General features: G+C 69.3%; 14 protein-coding genes. 8 read left to right on the top strand and 6 right to left on the bottom strand.

The features are described from left to right. The first annotated feature begins 38 nt into the window (after positions 1-38). Together ACFFIO_RS11865 and ACFFIO_RS11870 are read left to right on the top strand one after the other, a co-directional pair. Complete coding sequence (locus tag ACFFIO_RS11865; RefSeq protein ID WP_378042204.1) at positions 39-3,482, top strand: pyruvate carboxylase; 3,444 nt, start codon at positions 39-41, stop codon at positions 3,480-3,482. Positions 3,483-3,543: 61 nt separating this feature from the next. Next, positions 3,544-4,974, top strand: coding sequence for a mycothione reductase (locus tag ACFFIO_RS11870; protein ID WP_378042024.1), 1,431 nt, complete (start codon positions 3,544-3,546; stop codon positions 4,972-4,974). A gap of 3 nt (positions 4,975-4,977) precedes the next feature. Here the strand turns inward: ACFFIO_RS11870 and ACFFIO_RS11875 are convergent, their stop codons facing one another. Continuing rightward, positions 4,978-6,795 carry an AMP-dependent synthetase/ligase gene (locus tag ACFFIO_RS11875; RefSeq protein WP_378042026.1) on the bottom strand — a complete coding sequence of 606 codons (1,818 nt, stop codon included), beginning with the start codon at positions 6,793-6,795 and terminating at the stop codon, positions 4,978-4,980. A gap of 276 nt (positions 6,796-7,071) precedes the next feature. Here ACFFIO_RS11875 and ACFFIO_RS11880 point away from each other — a divergent pair, with 276 nt between their 5' ends. After that, a complete protein-coding gene (locus ACFFIO_RS11880) occupies positions 7,072-8,187 on the top strand; it encodes an ROK family protein (protein ID WP_378042027.1) in 1,116 nt (371 codons plus the stop codon). A gap of 28 nt (positions 8,188-8,215) precedes the next feature. Here ACFFIO_RS11880 and ACFFIO_RS11885 read toward each other — a convergent pair whose 3' ends face one another. Further along, positions 8,216-8,704 carry a hypothetical protein gene (locus tag ACFFIO_RS11885; protein ID WP_378042028.1) on the bottom strand — a complete coding sequence of 163 codons (489 nt, stop codon included), beginning with the start codon at positions 8,702-8,704 and terminating at the stop codon, positions 8,216-8,218. Then, the gene (locus ACFFIO_RS11890; RefSeq protein ID WP_378042030.1) at positions 8,701-9,492 is read right to left on the bottom strand and encodes an alpha/beta hydrolase; all 792 of its coding nucleotides are present in this window, start codon (positions 9,490-9,492) and stop codon (positions 8,701-8,703) included. The genes ACFFIO_RS11885 and ACFFIO_RS11890 overlap by 4 nt, the downstream gene beginning before the upstream one ends. A 78-nt stretch (positions 9,493-9,570) precedes the next feature. Between ACFFIO_RS11890 and ACFFIO_RS11895 the strand changes: the two genes are divergently transcribed. Together ACFFIO_RS11895 and ACFFIO_RS11900 are read left to right on the top strand one after the other, a co-directional pair. Further along, complete coding sequence (locus tag ACFFIO_RS11895) at positions 9,571-10,269, top strand: lysophospholipid acyltransferase family protein (protein WP_378042032.1); 699 nt, start codon at positions 9,571-9,573, stop codon at positions 10,267-10,269. Between the two features lie 44 nt (positions 10,270-10,313). Next, positions 10,314-11,717, top strand: a complete 1,404-nt coding sequence (locus ACFFIO_RS11900) for a class II 3-deoxy-7-phosphoheptulonate synthase (protein ID WP_378042034.1) — start codon at positions 10,314-10,316, stop codon at positions 11,715-11,717. 94 nt (positions 11,718-11,811) lie between these two features. On the opposite strand, the gene ACFFIO_RS11905 is transcribed toward ACFFIO_RS11900, so the two are convergent. Continuing rightward, positions 11,812-14,124, bottom strand: a complete 2,313-nt coding sequence (locus tag ACFFIO_RS11905) for a PASTA domain-containing protein (protein ID WP_378042036.1) — start codon at positions 14,122-14,124, stop codon at positions 11,812-11,814. 43 nt (positions 14,125-14,167) lie between these two features. Next, on the bottom strand, positions 14,168-15,856 hold the full coding sequence (locus ACFFIO_RS11910) for a LysM peptidoglycan-binding domain-containing protein (RefSeq protein ID WP_378042037.1): 1,689 nt from the start codon (positions 15,854-15,856) through the stop codon (positions 14,168-14,170). 250 nt (positions 15,857-16,106) lie between these two features. Between ACFFIO_RS11910 and ACFFIO_RS11915 the strand changes: the two genes are divergently transcribed. Then, entirely contained in the window at positions 16,107-16,496 is a 390-nt protein-coding gene (locus ACFFIO_RS11915; RefSeq protein ID WP_378042039.1) for an Rv2175c family DNA-binding protein, read from the top strand. 22 nt (positions 16,497-16,518) lie between these two features. On the opposite strand, the gene ACFFIO_RS11920 is transcribed toward ACFFIO_RS11915, so the two are convergent. Beyond that, on the bottom strand, positions 16,519-17,628 hold the full coding sequence (locus ACFFIO_RS11920) for a polyprenyl synthetase family protein (protein ID WP_378042041.1): 1,110 nt from the start codon (positions 17,626-17,628) through the stop codon (positions 16,519-16,521). Between the two features lie 75 nt (positions 17,629-17,703). Here ACFFIO_RS11920 and dinB point away from each other — a divergent pair, with 75 nt between their 5' ends. Further along, positions 17,704-18,972 carry a DNA polymerase IV gene (gene dinB, locus ACFFIO_RS11925; protein WP_378042043.1) on the top strand — a complete coding sequence of 423 codons (1,269 nt, stop codon included), beginning with the start codon at positions 17,704-17,706 and terminating at the stop codon, positions 18,970-18,972. A gap of 114 nt (positions 18,973-19,086) precedes the next feature. Next, a complete protein-coding gene (locus ACFFIO_RS11930) occupies positions 19,087-19,455 on the top strand; it encodes an SCO2097 family morphological protein (protein WP_378042044.1) in 369 nt (122 codons plus the stop codon).

A 19,455-nucleotide genomic window follows, 5' to 3' on the forward strand; every position in this document is an offset into this window, starting at 1 on the left:
ACCGAGGAGGTCCCATGTCCCCTAGGACGACCGATGGCATGTTCACCAAAGTGCTGGTGGCCAACCGAGGCGAGATTGCCGTGCGCGCCTTCCGCGCCTGCTACGAGCTGGGTGCACGCACGGTGGCGGTGTTCCCCTATGAAGACCGGAACTCCATCCACCGGCAGAAGGCGGACGAGGCCTACCGCATCGGTGAGGAAGGCCACCCGATCCGCGCCTACCTGGATGTGGACGAGATCATCCGGGTGGCCACGGAATCCGGCTGTGACGCCATCTACCCCGGGTATGGGTTCCTGTCCGAGAACGCCGGGCTGGCCCGCGCCTGCGAGGAGGCGGGCATCGCCTTCGTCGGTCCACCGGCCGACGTCCTCGAGCTGACGGGCAACAAGGTCGAGGCCCTGCGCGCGGCCAAGGCCGCCGGGATCCCGACGCTGAAGTCCTCGGAGCCGAGTTCGGACGTGGACTGGCTCGTCTCCCAGGCCGAGGACATCGGCTTCCCGATCTTCGTCAAGGCCGTTGCCGGCGGCGGCGGCCGTGGCATGCGCCGGGTCGAGACCCCGGCCGACCTGCCGGACGCCCTGAACGCGGCCATGCGCGAGGCAGAGACCGCCTTCGGTGATCCCACGATGTTCCTGGAGCAGGCCGTCCTGCGGCCCCGGCACATCGAGGTCCAGGTGCTGGCCGACGCGACGGGGGAGACGGTCCACCTCTTCGAACGAGACTGCTCCATGCAGCGGCGCCACCAGAAGGTCATCGAGATCGCTCCGGCCCCGAACCTGGACGAGTCCATCCGGCAGGCGCTGTACGCCGACGCGGTGAAGTTCGCCCGGGCCATGGACTACGTCAACGCCGGCACCGTTGAGTTCCTCGTGGACACCGCCGGCGAACGGGCCGGACAGCACGTGTTCATCGAGATGAACCCCCGCATCCAGGTGGAGCACACGGTCACCGAGGAGATCACGGACGTGGACCTCGTGGCCTCCCAGCTGCGGATCGCGGCGGGGCACAGCCTGCAGGATCTCGGCATCCACCAGGAGGACCTGCGGATCCGTGGGGCCGCGATGCAGTGCCGCATCACCACCGAAGATCCGTCGAACGGCTTCCGGCCGGACACCGGCACCATCACCGCCTACCGCTCGGCCGGCGGCTCCGGCGTCCGGCTGGACGGCGGCACCATCTACACCGGCGCCGAGATCAGCCCGCACTTCGACTCGATGCTCGTCAAGCTCAGCTGCCGCGGCCGCGACTACCCGACGGCGGTGCGCCGCACCCGGCGCGCCCTGGCCGAGTTCCGCGTGCGTGGCGTCGCCACCAACATCCCCTTCCTGATGAACGTGCTGGACGACCCGACCTTCGTTGCCGGGGACGTGGCCACCGACTTCATCGACACCCACCCGGAGCTGGCCCAGGTGAACCGCAGCCAGAACCGCGGTTCCAAGGCCCTGCAGTACCTGGCCGACGTCACCGTGAACCAGCCGCACGGTCCGCGGGTGGACGGGATCGATCCCCGGGACAAGCTGCCTCGTTTCCCCGGGGACAAGTCCGAGGAGCCGGACCGCAGCCCCTTTGACGGCCCGTCGTCCATCCAGCCACCGGCCGGATGGCGCCAGGTGCTGCTGGAGAAGGGGCCTGAGGGCTTCGCCGCGGAGCTGCGTTCCCGCACCGAACTGGCCGTCACGGACACCACCTTCCGCGACGCCCACCAGTCGCTGCTGGCCACGAGGGTCCGTACGCGGGACCTGCTGGCTGCCGCGCCAGCCGTCGCCCACACCCTGCCGGGACTGCTCTCCGTCGAGGCATGGGGCGGGGCCACCTATGACGTCGCGCTGCGTTTCCTGGCCGAGGACCCGTGGGCCCGGTTGCGGCTGCTGCGGGAGGAGCTGCCGAACATCCCGTTGCAGATGCTGCTGCGCGGCCGCAACACGGTGGGTTACACGCCGTACCCGGTCGAGGTGACCAACGCCTTCGTGCAGGAGGCCGCGGACACCGGCGTGGACATCTTCCGCATCTTCGACGCCCTGAACGACGTCGGCCAGATCGCGCCCGCCATCGAGGCTGTCCGGGCCACCGGGACCGCCGTCGCGGAGGCGGCCCTGTGCTACACGGGCAACCTGCTGGATCCGGCCGAGGAGCTGTACACGCTCGACTACTACCTGGGGCTCGCCCGGCAGATGGTGGATGCCGGCGCGCACGTCCTGGCCATCAAGGACATGGCCGGACTGCTGCGACCCCAGGCCGCCAAGGAACTGGTCGGTGCCCTGCGCAGCGAGTTCGACCTGCCGGTGCACCTGCACACGCACGACACCGCCGGTGGCCAGCTGGCGACCCTGCTCGCCGCGGCCGAGGCCGGGGTCGACGCGGTGGACACCGCCGTGGCATCCATGGCCGGCACCACGAGCCAGGTCCCGATGTCAGCCCTCGTCGCCGCCCTGGAGCACGGGGAGCGGGACACCGGACTGGGACTGGACCACGCCGCGGGACTCGAGCCGTACTGGGAGACGATCCGGGAGATCTACCGTCCCTTCGAATCCGGGCTCTCGGCACCCACCGGCCGCGTGTACCGCCACGAGATCCCCGGCGGCCAGCTCTCCAACCTGCGCCAGCAGGCGATCGCCCTGGGACTGGGGGACCGGTTCGAGCAGATCGAGAAGATGTACGAGGCGGCCAACGCGATGCTGGGGAACATCGTCAAGGTCACGCCCAGCTCCAAGGTGGTCGGCGACCTCGCCCTCCAGCTGGTCGGCATGGACGTGGACCCCGTCGCCTTCGCCGAGAACCCGCAGGACTTCGATGTCCCGGACTCCGTGATCGGCTTCCTGTCCGGTGAGCTGGGAGACCCGCCCGGAGGCTGGCCGGAACCGTTCCGCAGCCGGGCCCTGCAGAACCGGGGCCAGCGCCGTCCGGAGGCCGAGCTCTCAGCTGAGGACCGCGCGTCGTTGGCCGAGCCCGGCGCCCCACGCCAGGCGACGCTCAACCGGCTCCTGTTCCCGGGCCCCACGCAGGAGTTCGAGGCCAACCGGGACGAGTTCGGAGACACCTCGGTACTCCACACCCGCGATTGGCTCTACGGGATGGTGACGGGGCAGGAGCACGTCATCTCCCTGGGCAAAGGCGTCCGCCTGCTGGCCACGCTCCAGGCGATCGGCGAGCCCGATGCCAAGGGCCTGCGGCCCGTCATGGTGACCCTCAACGGGCAGGCGCGCCAGATCACGGTCCGGGACCGCTCCGTGGAATCGACGGCCCGTGCCGCCGAGAAGGCGGACCCCGCGGCCACCGGTCATGTCGCTGCGCCGTTCGCCGGGGTCGTGACGGTCAACGTCGCCGAGGGCGATGCGGTGGAGGCCGGCGCCACCGTGGCCACCATCGAGGCCATGAAGATGGAGGCGGCCATCACGGCCCAGGCCGGCGGGACCGTGTCCCGCGTGGTGCTGAGCGGGACCACCCCGGTGGAGGGTGGCGACCTGCTCCTCGTCGTGGGCTGACACCGGCGACGTCGGGCGAGATCAGGCCGGGGACGGTGCCCGTGGACCGTAGGCTGGGACCATGGGCACCGACACCACCTCATCGTTCGACCTGATCATCATCGGCTCCGGCTCCGGCAACTCGCTGGTCACCCCCTACTGGGACGGCCGGCGGGTGGCGATCATCGACGCCGGCGTCTTCGGTGGCACCTGCCTCAACGTCGGCTGTATCCCCACGAAGATGTTCGCCTACCCGGCCTCCCTGGCGGCCGTCCCAGCAGAGTCCGGACGGCTGGGCGTGGACCTGGAGCTCGGGTCGACGGACTGGGCCGGGATCCGGGACCGCATCTTCTCCCGGATCGACGCGATCTCTGCGGGAGGCTTCCGGTACCGCGACCAGGAGCTCGACCACACCACCGTCATCACCGAGGAGAGCCGGTTCACCGGCACCCACCAGCTGGCGACGGCAAGCGGGCGGATCCTGGAATCGGAGACCATCGTGGTGGCCGCGGGATCACGGCCGGTGCGGCCGGACGTCCCGGGCATCGACCTGCCGCAGGTGCACACCTCGGATTCGATCATGCGGCTGCCGAAACTGCCTGAGACACTGGTGGTGCTCGGCGGAGGGTTCATTGCCGCCGAGTTCGCGGCGGTCTTCTCCGGTCTCGGCTCCTCGGTCGTCCAGGTCAACAGGTCCTCGCAGTTGCTGCGCACCCATGATGAGACGATCTCGGAGCGGTTCACCGAGCTGGCCTCCCGGCAATGGCGGCTCGAGACCGGTTGGACCCTGTCCCGGATCGAGGAGGCGGAGTCCGGGTGGGTGGCGGTTCATCTCGAGGGGCCGGAGGGCGCCACGATGGTGATCGACGCCGAGGCGGTCCTCGTGGCCCAGGGGCGGACGCCGAACACCGACCGGCTGGACCCGGCCTCCGCCGGCCTGGACGTGCACGGCGACGGCCGGCTGGTGGTGGACGAGTACCAGCGGCTGCTCTCTGGCGGAGTGCCGGTTCCGGGGCTGTGGGCGCTGGGGGACATCTCCAGTGAGCACCAGCTCAAGCACGTGGCCAACCACGATCAGCGGATCGTCTCCCACAACCTGGAACATCCGGATGACCTGAGGGCGAACACGCTCGGCCCGGTTCCCTCCGCCGTGTTCACGAGACCGCAGATCGGCTCGGCCGGGCTGACCGAGGCCCAGGCGGTGGCCGAGTACGGCCGTGAGCGCATCAGCGTCAAGGTGCAGGAGTACGGTGACGTGGCCTATGGCTGGGCCATGGAGGACACCACCGGCCTGTGCAAGCTCATCGCCGACCGTCAGAGCGGGCAACTGATCGGGGCGCACCTCATCGGCCATGAGGCCCCGAACCTCATCCAGCTGCTGGTGCAGGCCATGAGCTTCGGTGTGGACGCCCATACCCTGGCGCGCGGCCAGTACTGGATCCACCCCGCCCTGAGCGAGGTCGTGGAGAACGCATTGCTGGGCCTGGAGGTCCCGGACAGCGGACTCGTGTAGGCCCTACGCGGGTTTGGGTGCCGCGTAGATCTCCTCGACCAGGCTGTCGAAGTCCTTCAGCACCACGTTGCGCTTGATCTTCAGCGACGGGGTCAGCTGGCCGGACTCGATGGAGAAGTCCACCGGGGCGATCCGGAAGGCCCGGATGGACTCCGCCTGGGAGACCGACTGGTTGGACTTGTCCACCACGGACTGCACATGCTCCACCACCACCGGATGCGTGGCCAGTTCGTCCACCGGAGTGTCTGCCGCGATGCCGTGCTGTTGGAGCCAACCCGGCAGGATCTCCGCGTCCAGGGTCACCAGCGCCGCCACGAACGGGCGATTGTCGCCGACCACCACGCACTGCGAGACGAGGGCGTCCGCACGGACCTGGTCCTCCAGGACAGCCGGTACCACGTTCTTTCCGGAGGCTGTGACGATGATCTCCTTCTTGCGGCCGGTGATCGTCAGGTAGCCGTCATCATCCAGCGAGCCGATGTCCCCGGTGTGGAACCAGCCGTCCACGACCTCCTTCTCCGTGACGTCCGGCCGGTTGTGGTAAGCGCGCATCAGGCAGACGCCCTGCGCGAGGATCTCGCCGTCGTCGGCGATGCGGACACCGTTGCCCGGCAGGGGCTTGCCGACCGTGCCGATCTTCACCGCACTGGGCACGTTCACGGTGACCGGCGCGGTGGTCTCGGTCAGGCCGTAACCCTCCATGATGTTGACGCCGATGCCGCGGAAGAAGTGGCCCAGACGGGCGCCGAGGGGGCCGCCACCGGACACGGCATGCGCGACCTGCCCGCCCATGGCATCACGGATCTTGCCGTACAGCAGCTTGCCGAAGAGCGCGTGCTTGGCGCGGAGCATGAGGGGGACCTTGCCGTCGGACAGGGCTCTCGAATAGTCGATGGCGGTCTGTGCCCCGGCCGCGAAGATCTTTCCCTTGCCGCCCGTCTCCGCCTTCAGTTGGGCCGAGTTGTAGACCTTCTCGAAGACGCGGGGGACGGCCAGCAGGAAGGTCGGCTTGAAGGACTGCAGGTCCGGCACCAGATGCTTGATGTCCGAGGTGTGCCCCACCTTGGCACCGGCGGCCAGCGCCAGCACGGAGATGAACCGGGCGAAGACGTGCGCCAGGGGGATGAACATGACGGTGCTGGAGCGGGGGTTGACGATCCCGGCCAGGTCGGTCCCGAGTGCCTGCAGGCTGAGCTCGGCGAAGTTGCCGTGGGTGAGTTCACAGCCCTTGGGCTTCCCGGTGGTGCCCGAGGTGTAGATGATGGTGGCCAGATCGGGCAGGTTGGCGGCGGTGCGGCGAGACTCCATGACGTCCTCGTCCGGTCCCCGGGCTGCCAGGGAGCGCAACTCGTCCAGTCCGTCAGCCTCGATCAGCCAGCTGTCCACCAGAGGATCGAGCTGTTCCTGACGGATGGCCGTCTCCACCACCGTGCGGTGGCGGGCCGTCTCGCAGATGACGGCACGCACGTTGGCATCCGAGACGATCCAGGCCACCTGGCTGGGGGAGGACGTCTCGTAGATGGGGACCGTCACCGCCCCTGCGTACCAGATGGCGAAGTCCACGAGGGTCCACTCGTAGCGCGTGGGGGACATGATCCCGATCCGGTCCCCGGCCTCGAGCCCGGCGGCGGCCAGGCCACGGGCTAAGGTGCGGACATCCTCATGGAAGGTGGAGGAACTGACATCGGTCCACTGGCCGGGTGAGGCCTGACGGGCGAACAGCGGACGCTGGGGGTCAGCGAGGACCTGCTGTTCGAGGAGATCGGTGATGTTCGTCTCCTGGGGGACCTGAACCGTGGGAGGGGTAATGTATTCCTTCAACGTGCGCTCCTGGTGTTGGCGGTGCCGCTGTGTGGCGATGTGGCGCTCTTCGGTGCCGACCGGTCCGGGCGGGGATGCCCGGGGCTTTTGACCTTACAGGACAAGGCCGAAACCGGTGTGGCCTGTACCACAATCGTGATTGTACTACCCGTCGGTAACCTGCGGTGCGACGCCGTACCGTGTCGGTGGACCGGGAGGACTGGCTGGGCCGGGAGCACCGGGAGACCGTGAGCAGCGAGACCGGGAGATCAGGCTGAGGACCGAGGAGGGCTGGACGTGGGTGACGTGGCTCGAGCCGTCAGTACACCGGTCGCCGCTGCCATCGGCCTGGACGTGGGCGGGGGCGCCGTGAAGGCAGGAACGGTGGTGCTGACCGCCGGCGGGACCCTGACCGGGACGGACGTGACCGGGACGGTCCTGCCAGGTGGCGGAGGCTCCGCGATGGAGGCCGCCGAGACCCGGATCGAACACCAGGTCGAATCGGACGGAGACGCCTTGTCCGCCCTGTGTGCCGCGATCGCCCGGGACCAGTACGGCGGACTCCGCTCCCGCTGGCCCGGCCTGCCCGTCGTGTGGGGCGTGTCCGCCGCGGCCTGGATAGATCCGCACAGCGGTCGCTCGGTGTTCAGCCCGCACCTGGGCGGCTGGCGGGACCGCGCCCTGCCGCAGGACCTCTCCCGGGCGCTGTCCGGCCTCACCGGGCTTCCCCTGGCGCCCGGAGAGTCGAGCGGTCACGCATCGGGGACGGTCCCCGTGCCCTCGGTGATCAATGACGCCGACGCGGCGGCCTGGGCCGAGGCCCGCCTGGCGCCGTCTGCCGCGGGCCCGGACCGCATGGTCCTGGTGGCGATCGGAACCGGGATCGGCGGTGCGCTCGTCCGGGATGGCGCCGTGGACATCGGCGAGCACGGCATGGCCGGTGAGTTCGGGCATATGACCATGGACCCGGTCGGCCCGCCGTGCCCCTGTGGAAATACCGGCTGCTGGGAACTGCTGGTCTCCGCGGACGCCCTGGCGGCCCGTGCCGGACGGACCTCGGCGCGTGCCACCATCGACGATGCCCTGGACGGAGACCCGGCCTGCCGCGAGGCCGTGGCCGTCACCGGCCGGTGGCTCGGCCGCGGCCTGGCCACGCTGGCAGCCGTCCTGGATCCGGGGCGGTTCGTCATCGGCGGCGGTGTGGCAGCCGCCGGGGAGTTGCTGCTGGGACCGGCGCGAGAGGAACTGGCCCGGCACCTTCCCGGCGGACGACGCCGTCCACTGCCATCGGTCTCGGTCGCGACCTTGGGCAATCGGTCCGGATGGGTGGGGGCAGCGGGCGTTGCGCTGGAACGCGCGGGCTGGCCCGTGCGGTCGCTGTCATCCGGGCCAGTCACTTCGCCGGCATGGTAGACCGCCACCGCGGAACCCTGCCGGGACCTCAGACCTGGGCGCCGTCGTCGTTCCAGGGGTCACGGCGATCCTGGTCCCGGGGCAGGGACAGGAACAGGCCGACCGCCCCGGCCACGAAGGCGGCGATGAGGACCGTGACGACGATGCCGGGGATGCCGGGCCAGAAGAGGGCGGCCAGCAGCAGTGCCGCCGGGCCGCCGATCAGTCCGACCACGCTCAGGACCATGGCCGGCCGTCCGGTGGCCAGGGCAGGGGGGTCGGGCGGGACGAAGTCACCCTCGTCCTCATCGTCGACGGTGTAGTCCCGCGGCCCCCACGCCGGTGTCTCGGCGAAGTATGAGGAGAGGTCGGACCGCTCCTCCGTGGGCGGTTCGAGGGCGGGCCCAGACGTCTCGATCGGGCCGAGGCCCTCGACGATCTGTTGCCACTGGCGATCGATCTCAGCCTGGTCCTCGGACTCGCGATCTCCTTCGCCGCCGTGCTCATGACCGTGAGATCCGTCCCGGCGCTCAGTCATGACAGTCCTTCCCGGGAACGGGAGTCCACCGTTGCGGACATGAAGGTGATCGACTCGTCGTGGATGAGGCCGGCGTCCCAGTCCAGGGTGGCCACGTGATAGCTGTTGTGCAGGGGCCGGACGGTCAGCAGTCCCGGCGTGAGTCCGCGCCCCAGGGCGGTCATCGACGACTGCGGCACCACGTGGTCGGTGGTGGAGCGGAACGCCAGCACCGGTGAGTCGATGTCCGGCAGGGCGCGACGGGCCGCCGCCTGCACCGTGCCGATCTGGCGCACGCCGGCCAGCGGGGTGCGGGGATAGGCTCGTTCGTCCGCATCGGGGCGCGCCGTGTCATTGGCAATGGGAGCGACGGTGCGGACGGCGAGACGGAGCAGGCCGGCCAGGGGTGCGGCCGCGGAGGCGAACCGCAGGGCCGGATTCACGACCACGGCCCCCGCGACCGGCCGGTGGGCTGCGGCGTCGAGGGCGAGGGCGCCACCCATGGACAGTCCAGCCACGAACACGTGCTCGTGGGTGGCGAGCAGGCCATCGACGGTCTGGCGGGCGGTGGCACGCCAGTCTGCGGCGGTGACCCGTTCCAGGTCCTCCCACCGGGTGCCATGGCCGGGCAGCAAGGGCACCTCGACGTCGGCCCCGGCCTGTGCGAGGGCCTCGGCCCACGGGGCCACCGAGAACGGGCCCGAGGTGAAGCCGTGGAACAGCGCAACGGCGGTGGAGCCGTGACCGCGGGCCAGAACGCCGTCCGGGGCGCTGCCCAGGGTCATCGGCCTCTGCAGGGGATCCATCATGCCAGCCTAGCCGCCATGGCGGCTCCGTACTCCTAGACTGGTGCCGTTCCGCACCGTCTGAGGAGAGGTTCACCTTCCGTGTTCTATTGGTTCGCCAAGACCTTCGTGGTGGCACCCGTGACGAACCTCCTGTTCCGCCCCTGGGTCAAGGGCCTGAACAATGTGCCCGAGGAGGGGGCGGCCATCCTGGCCAGCAACCATCTCTCGGTGTCCGACTCCATCTTCATGCCGGCCCAGCTGGATCGGCAGGTGCACTTCCTGGCCAAGAAGGAGTACTTCTCGGGCAAGGGACCCAAGGGGTGGATCACCCGGAAGTTCTTCGAGGCCACCAACCAGCTGCCCATGGACCGGGCCGGCGGCAAGGCCTCGCTCGACTCGCTCCGGTCCGGCCTCGAGGTGTTGCAGGACGGCAAGCTCCTCGGGATCTATCCGGAGGGCACCCGCAGTCCGGACGGACGGCTGTACCGGGGCAAGCTGGGCGTGGCCAAGCTGGCCCTGAACGCCCGGGTGCCCGTGGTGCCGATTGCGATGATCGGCACGGACAAGGTCCAGCCCATCGGCCGCACCATCCCCAGCATCCGCCGCGTGGGCATGATCTTCGGCCAGCCCCTGGACTTCTCGGAGTACTACGACCGTGCGGGTGACCGCTTCGTGGAGCGGCAGGTCACCGACCAGATCGTGGAGGCCATCCGGCGGCTCTCCGGCCAGGAATACGTGGACGTCTACGCCTCCACCGTGAAGAGCCAGCCTGCCTCGGACGCACCGGACGCGCAGTAGGTCACAAGCACGCATCCACGGCCCGGGTTCCGTACCCTGTAACCATGATTTCGGATCCCACCACAGACTTCCCGGCCTTCGGCTCAGCCCAATCCAATGGCGCGGCCGACTATCCCGGCCTGGATGACTGGCGGTCGAAGCCGGTGTCCCAGCAACCCACCTGGGAGGATCCGGCCGAGTTCGAGTCCGCCATGGCGGAGCTGTCCTCCGCCCCGCCGCTGGTGTTCGCCGGTGAGGTGGATGTGCTCCGCACCCAGTTGGCCGCAGCCGCCCAGGGCGGGGCCTTCCTGCTCCAGGGTGGTGACTGCGCCGAGACCTTCGCCGGCGCCACGGCCAACAAGATCAGTGCCCGGGTCAAGACCATCCTCCAGATGGCCGTGGTCCTGACGTACGGTGCCTCGCTGCCGGTGGTGAAGATGGGCCGGATGGCCGGCCAGTTCGCCAAGCCCCGGTCCTCGGACACCGAGACCCGGGACGGCGTCACCCTGCCGTCCTTCCGCGGCGAGATCGTCAACGGCTTCGACTTCACCCCGGAGTCCCGGCGTCACAATCCGCAGCGCATGGTCCAGGCCTACAACACCTCCGCCGCCACGCTGAACCTGGTCCGCGCCTTCACCCAGGGTGGATTCGCCGATCTGCGGTCCGTGCATGCCTGGAACCAGGGTTTCATGAAGAATCCCGCCTACTCCCGCTACGAGGAGCTCGCGGGCGAAATCGATCGTGCGGTGCGGTTCATGGACGCCGCGGGTGTGGACTTCGGTGCCCTGCGTCGCACTGACTTCTTCACGGCCCACGAGGCCCTGCTGCTGGACTATGAACGGGCCCTGACCCGTATCGACTCCCGCTCCGGCCTGCCGTATTCGACCTCCGGGCACTTCCTGTGGATCGGCGAGCGGACCCGTGACCTGGACGGCGCCCACGTCGAGTTCCTCTCCAAGGTCCGGAACCCGATCGGCGTGAAGCTCGGGCCCACCACGAAACCCGAGGACGCCCTGGCGCTTATCGACAAGCTCGATCCCGAACGCGAGCCGGGCCGGCTGACCTTCATCACCCGGATGGGTGCCGGCAGGATCCGGGAGAACCTGCCGGCCCTGGTGGAAGCGGTCCGGGATTCCGGAGCCCAGCCGTTGTGGGTCACCGACCCGATGCACGGAAACACGGTCACCGCCGCCAACGGGTACAAGACGCGCCGGTTCGACGACGTCATGGACGAGGTGCGTGGCTTCTTCGAGGTCCACCGGGCTGCCGGGACCTACCCGGGTGGTCTGCACGTGGAGATGACCGGTGACGACGTGGCGGAGTGCCTGGGCGGTTCTGACCCGATCGATGAGTCGGCGTTCGCCGACCGCTACGAGACGCTGGTGGATCCGCGGCTGAACCATCAGCAGTCCCTCGAGATGGCGTTCCTGGTCACCGAGGCGCTGTCCCACCCCGACCGCTCGGTCTAGAGCACGCGGCGGACGTCCGGCCCGACCGGCTGGACGTCCGCATCGGTCCGGACGACCTGCCGACGGATCACAGGAAGACTGCAGCACAGGACGACTAGAGGATGAGGATCCGCACCGTGGATCCCTCGGCCGCCGCGGCTCCGGACTCCGGCGACTGGTTCCGGACCCGGCCCTCTCGGCTGCCGAAGAAGTCACCGAGGATCTCGGTCTCCTCGACCTCGAAGCCGGCCTCCTCGAGCTGACGGCGCGCCTCACCCTGGGTTTGGCCGGTGACATCAGGGACCGCAATCATCCTCGGCCCCAGTGACTGGACCGCCGTGACTGTCGACCCGGGCAGGACGTCGCCCTCCGCCGGATCCTGGGTGATGATGCGGCCCGCCTCGACGGTGGCGGAATGTTCGCTGCCGCTGACCTCCAGTTGCAGGCCGGCCGCCTCCAGCTCGGACGTGGCCTCCTCCACCGTCATCCCGGAGAGGTCCGGGACGGCGACCGGCTGAGGCCCCTCCGAGACCACGACGGAGACCGCGTGGTTGCGGCGCAGCTCGTCCGCGGCGGCGGGGGACTGGCTGAGGACGGAGCCCTGCTCCACGGTGTCAGAGTACTCGTGGGTCACGGTGCCCAAGACCAGTTCGGCGTCCTGGAGGGTGGCTTCGGCCTCGTCCTGCTCCAGGCCGGTCAGATGGGGCACCTCGAACAGTTCAGGTCCCAAGGACACCGTGACCAGCACCGTGTTGAACCGCCTCACCTCGGTTCCGCCCTGGGGATCGGTGGCGATCACGCTGTCCTCGGCCACCACGTCATGGTGCACGCTGGCCAGGGCATAGCCCACCCCCGTCTGCTGGAGCGCATCCACCGCCGAGACCTTGCTGCGGCCCTCCACCTCCGGGACAGTGACCACGCCGCCGGGGCCGGCACCGAAGAACCAGCCCGCCAGTACCAGGATGGCCGTGATGATGAGTACGACGGCGGCCCAGATCCACATGCGCTTGCCGCTGCGGTGACCGAGGACCTCCGTGGGGGTCTTCGCCTGGCGGGCTGCCTGGCGCCGCTCCTGGCGCGCAGACGAAGAACGGCCCGGTGCCCTGACGGTCCGCCCAGCCCGCCCGGTCCTTCCGGTCCGGTCCGTCGTCGCTGCGTCGAGGACGGGTGCTCCGGATGAGCCCGACGAGTCGGACCGGTCGGTGGGCTCGGCAGGTGGCGCACCGTGCTCGTCCGGCGGGAGCGTGGGCAGCACCGAGGTGCGGTCATGGCCGGCGGGGGGCAAGGCCGGCGGCAAGAACGTCGTCGCCCCGGGATCCAGGACGTCGGTGGCATCGATGTGGTGCACGGACCCGATGACGTCAGTGGCGTCATGGTCCCAGGACTCGCCGTCGTCCCAGGCCCCGTCGCCGTCGTCGTCGGCAGCCTGGGGGCCGTGGTGCTCGGCTTCGGGGTGGTGCCCCTGAGAGCCCAGCACCTCGGTGCCGGCCGGACCGGCGGCGGCCGCTGCCGCCCCGGCGGCCGCCGGCGCCTCGGCGGCCGCCGGCGCCTCGACATCCAGGTCCTCGTCCGGGAGGGACGAGCGGAGGCTGCGGATCTCGGCCAGGAGGACGGCAGCGTCCGCCGGGCGGTCGCGTGCGTTCGGCGCCGTCGACCACTGCACCAGCCGGTCCAGGTCGGCGGCCAGTCCCGGGACCACCTCGGAAGGGGCGGGAACCTCGTTGTTGATGTGCTGGTAGGCCACCTGGATGGGGGAGGACCCGGTGAAGGGCTGGCGGCCCGTCAGCATCTCGTACGCCATGATGCCGACGGCGTAGACGTCGCTGCGTTCATCCGCGGGGGAGCCGCTGACCAGTTCCGGGGAGATGTAGGCGACGGTACCGACCAGGGCAGCGCCCGTCCCGGTGAAATTGGTGGTGGCGCGAGCCAGGCCGAAGTCGGCGACCTTGATGCGACCGTCCCGGGACACCAGCACGTTCTCCGGCTTCATGTCCCGGTGGACCAGCCCGGCACGGTGGGCCGCCGCCAGCCCGTCGACGATGGCCTCCAGATAGGCCAACGCCACACGAGGGGTCATGGAGTTGCGCCGGTCCAGGACCGTGCGCAACGTGTAGCCCGGCACATACTCCATGACGAGATAGGCGAGGTTTCCGTCCGGGTGCTCGTCCACGCCCTGGTCCAGCACGTTGACCACGTGCGGATGGGAGAGCCGGGCCGCGGTCTTGGCCTCCTGCTCGAACCGTTCGACCAGGTCGGGGTTCTCGGCGAGGTGGGGGTAGAGGACCTTGAGCGCGACCTCGCGGTCCAGCCGCTGGTCCACCGCCAGGTACACCGTGGACATGCCGCCCCGGGCCAGCCGGGTTCGGACCTCGTACCGTCCCTCGATGACGGTCCCGTTCATGGGGTCGGCGCGGTATTCCTTCACCATTACAGGGTAGACCGGAGCAGCGTCCGGTCCGGGGACCGGACGGTCAGAAGCGCTTCATGTAGTTCTTGACCTTGGCCACATAATCCTTGGTGTCCGGTTTCATGCCGTTGCGCTGCACACCGCCCAGTCCCTGGTAGTAGGCCGCTATGCCGATGTCGAAGGACCCGGCCGTGCGCTGCAGCTGGCGGATGATCGCGACGCCGGCCGTCGCGTTGTCATGCGGGTCCAGCAGGTTGAGCTTGCGTCCCACCAGGTCTGAGGCCCAGTCGCCCGAGCTCGGGATGACCTGCATGGCGCCGATGGCATTGGCCGGGGAGACCGAGGCGTGGTTGAAGCTGGACTCGGTGAAGGCGTGGGCCAAGGCCAGGGACGGATCGACGCCCATCTGACGGGCGGTGTCCGCGATGATCGCCTGCATCTGGGAACGGGACGGCACCCCGGCATTGAGCAGGGCCCGCTTGTTCTCGTTGGCGTCGCGGACGATGTGGTCAGGGTAGGTGTAGTGCAGGAAGGTGTTCGGGACCAGGTCGTCCTCGGCCGGTGCGGCGGATGACCCGGACCCGGAGAGCTTGAGCTTCTGGCCCGGGTGGATGGTGGTCGTCTCACTGAAGCCGTTCGCCTGCAGCAGGGTGGAGAGGCTGATGCCGTTCCGTGATGCGATGCCGTAGAGGGTGTCACCGGACTTGACGGTGTACGACTGCACGGAGCTGCCTGCCGAAGATCCGGAGGAGGCAGGGGCAACCGTGGCGTTGCCGGAGAGCTTGAGCTTCTGGCCCGGGTGGATGGTGGCCGTCGAGGACAGGCCATTGGCCTTCAGCAGGACGGAGAGGCCCATGCCGTTCCGAGCGGCGATGCCGGAGAGGGTGTCGCCCGACTTCACCGTGTAGGTCGAGGCCGCAGCGTTCCCAGTAGGGGAACCGGCCGGCGTGCTGCCGGTGCCGGAGAGCTTGAGCTGCTGGCCCGGGTAGATGGTGGCGGAGGCGGCGATGCCATTGGCCTTGAGGAGCGTGGACAGGCTGACGCCGTGCCGGGAGGAGATGCCGTAGAGGGTGTCTCCCGAGACGACCGTGTAGGTCTTGGCGGTGGTCGAGGCGCCGGTGGTGGAACCGCCGGACGAGGCCGGAGCCGCCGTGGCACCGCCGGAGAGCGAGAGCTTCTGGCCTGGGTAGATGATCGACGAGGCGGAGAGACTGTTCGCCTTCAACAGGGAGGAGAGGGCGAGGTCATGTCGCACGGCGACGTGGGACAGGGTGTCCCCGGCCTTGACGGTGTAGGTCTGGGCGGTGGTGCCGCTGGATGCGGTCTGGCCGGACGTGGAGGACGACGGCGCGGAGCCCGGGAGCGTGATCTTCTGGCCCGGGTGGATGATCGTGGACGCCGAGAGGCCGTTGGCCTTCAGCAGTGCCGACAGCGAGAGATCGTGACGTACGGCGATGTGGGACAGGGTGTCCCCGGCCTTGACCGTGTAGCTGGAGGCAGCCTTGGCGGCCTTGACGGAACCGGCGCCGGAGAAGGAGGCGGGAACGCTGGAGGCCAGTGACGCGGAGGAGAGGCGCACCTGTGCCGTCTCGATGTTCACGGGCGAGGCGGACCGGGGGGTGAGCGCCTGACGGGGGGCGTCGGCCACTGCCGGCGTGGCCAGGGCGGCTGATCCCAGCACCATGAGCGGCAGGGTCGACGTGGCCAGGGCGGACTTCAACAGGCGTGGCGTGCCGGAAGGGCGATCAGTCATGTGGGTTTCCTCTGAAGGTGCTGCACCACCGAGGCTGCTCCTGTCACGGGTGTGAACAGAATGACAAACCACATCTGATGATGCCTGTAATGAAAATGTGACAGATGTAAACGTACCTGAAGGTAGTTACGGAAGGGAATCTAGACGGTAACGATTCGGCAACGAGGCCGCGTTGCGCGTGGACAGTCCCGCCAGCCGCCCCTGAGAACGGGGTGTCCCAGGCTGCCGCGTCAGTCGTTAGGCTGGACGGGTGAATACCGCCGCAGGCAACAACGCCGCATCGCAGGAGCCGACGCTCGAAGACCTGGTGCAGGACTGGGAGTACTTTCCAGACCTGGCCGAGAAATGGGACATCCCGGTCACTCGGGTCCACAACATGGTCAGTGACGGACGATTGCTGACCGCCAAGGTCGGTGAACGTCACGCCCGCGCCATTCCGGCGCTCTTCCTGGTGGAGGACGGGCCCCTGGAGCCGCTGAAGGGAACCATCTCGGTCCTCAGGGACGCCAGGTTCTCGGATGACGAGGCCATTCGCTGGCTCTACACACCGGACGAGTCCCTCCCGGGCCGCCCGATCGACGCGTTGCGGGAGGGGCGCAAGACGGAGATACGCCGGAGGGCGCAGGCCCTGGCCTGGTAGGCGTCAACCCACCGGCCGGAGGCTAGTGCTTCCGATCCAGGATCTGCCGGGCCAATCGCTCCAGCCCCACCTTGGCGCCCTGGTCCATGGGCGCTTCGACCAGAGCGGCCAGAGAAGCATCACCGAGTTCGAGGACCTCACTCTCCACCCGGGCGCGGGCGCCTCCTGATTCCAGCAGCGTCTGGATCCGCGACACGGCCTCAGGGGTCAGATCCGGATCGCCCAACGCTGCCTCCACTTCTGCCACCTGGCTGGGGGTGAGGAGGTCCAGCGCGTGTGCCACCAGCTCGGTGCGCTTCCCCTCGCGCAGATCGTCCCCGGCCGGCTTTCCGGTCACTGCGGGGTCCCCGAAGACCCCGAGCAGATCGTCCTGCAGCTGGAACGCCTCACCCAGGGGCGCGGAGAACCGGCCATAGTGCTCCAGCAGGTCCCCGTCCGCGCCGGACAGGATCCCACCCAGGCCCAGCGGGTGGACCACGGAATACCGGGCGGACTTGAACCGCAGGACCGTGCGAGCCCGCTGGAGGGCCTCGGCCGGGTCCTGGCCCGGCACCTCGACCTCGTCGAGGATGTCCAGGTACTGGCCGGCCATGACCTCGAACCGCATCTCGTTGAACAGGCCTCGCGCGCCCGCCGGGTTCGTGGAGGCATCGGCGGCGGACGCGAACACCTCCTCGCTCAGGGACAGGCACAGGTCGCCCGTCAGGACGGCGGCGGACACCCCGAAATGGCCCGGGTCCTGCCGCCAGCCCGCCTGCTGGTGCCGGGCTTCGAAGGCACGGTGGATGCTGGGGGCTCCCCGGCGGGTGTCGGACCGGTCAAGGATGTCGTCATGGATCAGGGCCGCGGCCTGGAACAACTCGAGTGCCACGGCCGCATCCAGGATGAGCGGATCATCGGGGTGACCGCCGGCACCCTGCCATCCCCACCAGGACAACACGGCCCGCATCCTCTTCCCGCCGCGGACGAGGCCGGCGATCGACTCCACCAAGGGGGTGGCGGAGTCGGAGATCGCCGCAGCGCGGCCACGGTACCCGTCCAGCAGCTCGACCATGCGGACCCCTACGGCCTGGACGAAGGCCGACTCGCGGTCGACATCAGTGGTCTGGGGGACAGAAGGGGGGACGGGCACGGTGCTCCTCGGGCTCCTGGGGTGGTTCGGCGACGTGCTCAGACTACCCGTGGCCGCGGGCCCTAAGCTGGTCCCATGACAGAGCGCAGGACCCTCACGTCCGCCGAGAACGGCGGATCGGATGGTTCCTGGGACGCCGTGATCCTGCATGTGGACATGGATGCCTTCTTCCTGTCGGTGGAGTTGCTCGACCACCCGGAACTAGCGGGAATCCCCTCGCTCGTCGCACACCGCGGCGGCCGATCGGTGGTCCTGTCCGCCTCCTACGAGGCGCGCGCCTTCGGAGTCCGCTCGGCCATGCCGCTGCCGCACGCCCAGGCGCTGTGCCCGGGCGTCGCCGTGGTGGAACCCCGGCACGAACGCTATGCCGCGGCCTCCACTGACGTGATGCGGATCCTGGAGTCGTTCACGCCGACCCTGGAACAGCTCAGCATCGACGAGGCCTTCCTGGATGTCTCCGGGGCACGACGCCGGCTCGGTTCGCCCGCGCGTATCGGCGCCCTGATCCGGGAGCAGGTCCGTGAACGGACGGGGTTGCCCTGCACCGTGGGTGCGGCAGCCACCAAATCCGTGGCCAAGATCGCCTCCACGCGGGCCAAGCCGGATGGCCTCGTGGTGGTCCCACCGGAGCAGACCCGCGCCTACCTGGATCCCCTGCCGGTCTCCGCCCTCTGGGGTGTGGGGCCGGTCCTGCGTCAGCGACTGGTGGCGGCCGGCCTCACCACGGTCGCTGACCTGGCAGCCCAGGCCCCGCAGCGGATGGAACGGTGGCTCGGAGTCCAGGGGCCGGCCCTGCTGAAGCTGGCCCGGGGGATCGATCCCCGTCCCGTCACGCCCGAGCGGGAGACCAAGAGCCTGGGTGTGGAGAAGACGTTCGAGCAGGATGTCCGCGACCCGGCCGACCTCCACCGGCACTTGGTGGCGCTGGCTCATGAGGGCGCCATCCGGCTACGCCGCGCCGGCATACGTGCGGGGGCGGTCAGCGTCAAGGTCAAGGCGCCGGACCTGTCCGTGAAGACCCGCACCATGACTCTGCCGGCGCCAGTGGACTCCGCCGGGCCCCTCGCCGAGGCTGCTGGAGCACTCCTGGCCGGGCTCATGGACGGCCAGCGCATCCCAGTACGGTTGCTGGGGATCCGCGCGGAGCGGTTGTCCGGTGCCGACGAGGTGGTGCAGGAGGCCTTGTTGTGGGAGGACGAGAGCGCCCCGGCAGACTGGTCCGAGGCGGATCGGGTGGCCGATGACATCCGCCGCAAATTCCCCCAGGCTGCGTTGAAGCCCGCCACCCTGGTGGAGCGGAACACTCCGGAATCGGGGGCGGCCCAGCGCAAGGATATTCGCTGATCGCGGAACTGTTCGTATCAGGACGGTCAAGGGGCGTCACCGATATGGCGTGGGGACCCGGGCGAGCCCTATGCTAGATGGACGGGAAGGCCCGGGCCGGAAGAGGAGGCAGCGATGCCGTTGTCTGAGCGGGAGCAGAAGCTCCTTGAGCAGCTGGAACAACAGCTGAATGCAGAGGACCCGCACTTTGCCACGAGCATGAGTGAATCGGGTACCTCTCGTTTTTCGACCACCCGACTGGTGGCCGGCGCGGTGACCGCGGCGGTGGGACTCGGCGCCCTTCTATGGGGTGTCTCCCAACAGTTCATCTGGTTGGGCATCATCGGGTTCATCGTCATGGCGGCCGGGGTCTACGTGGCCACGAGCCGGTCACGGCGGGCCACAGGCGGCCGGGGCCACGGATCCGCCGCCGCCAAGAAGAACTCGCCCTTCATGGCAAACCTGGAGCAGCGGTGGGAGGAACGTCGCAAGCAGGAACCATGA

The organism is Citricoccus parietis, from assembly GCF_042433045.1.
GTDB classification, from domain to species: domain Bacteria; phylum Actinomycetota; class Actinomycetes; order Actinomycetales; family Micrococcaceae; genus Citricoccus; species Citricoccus parietis.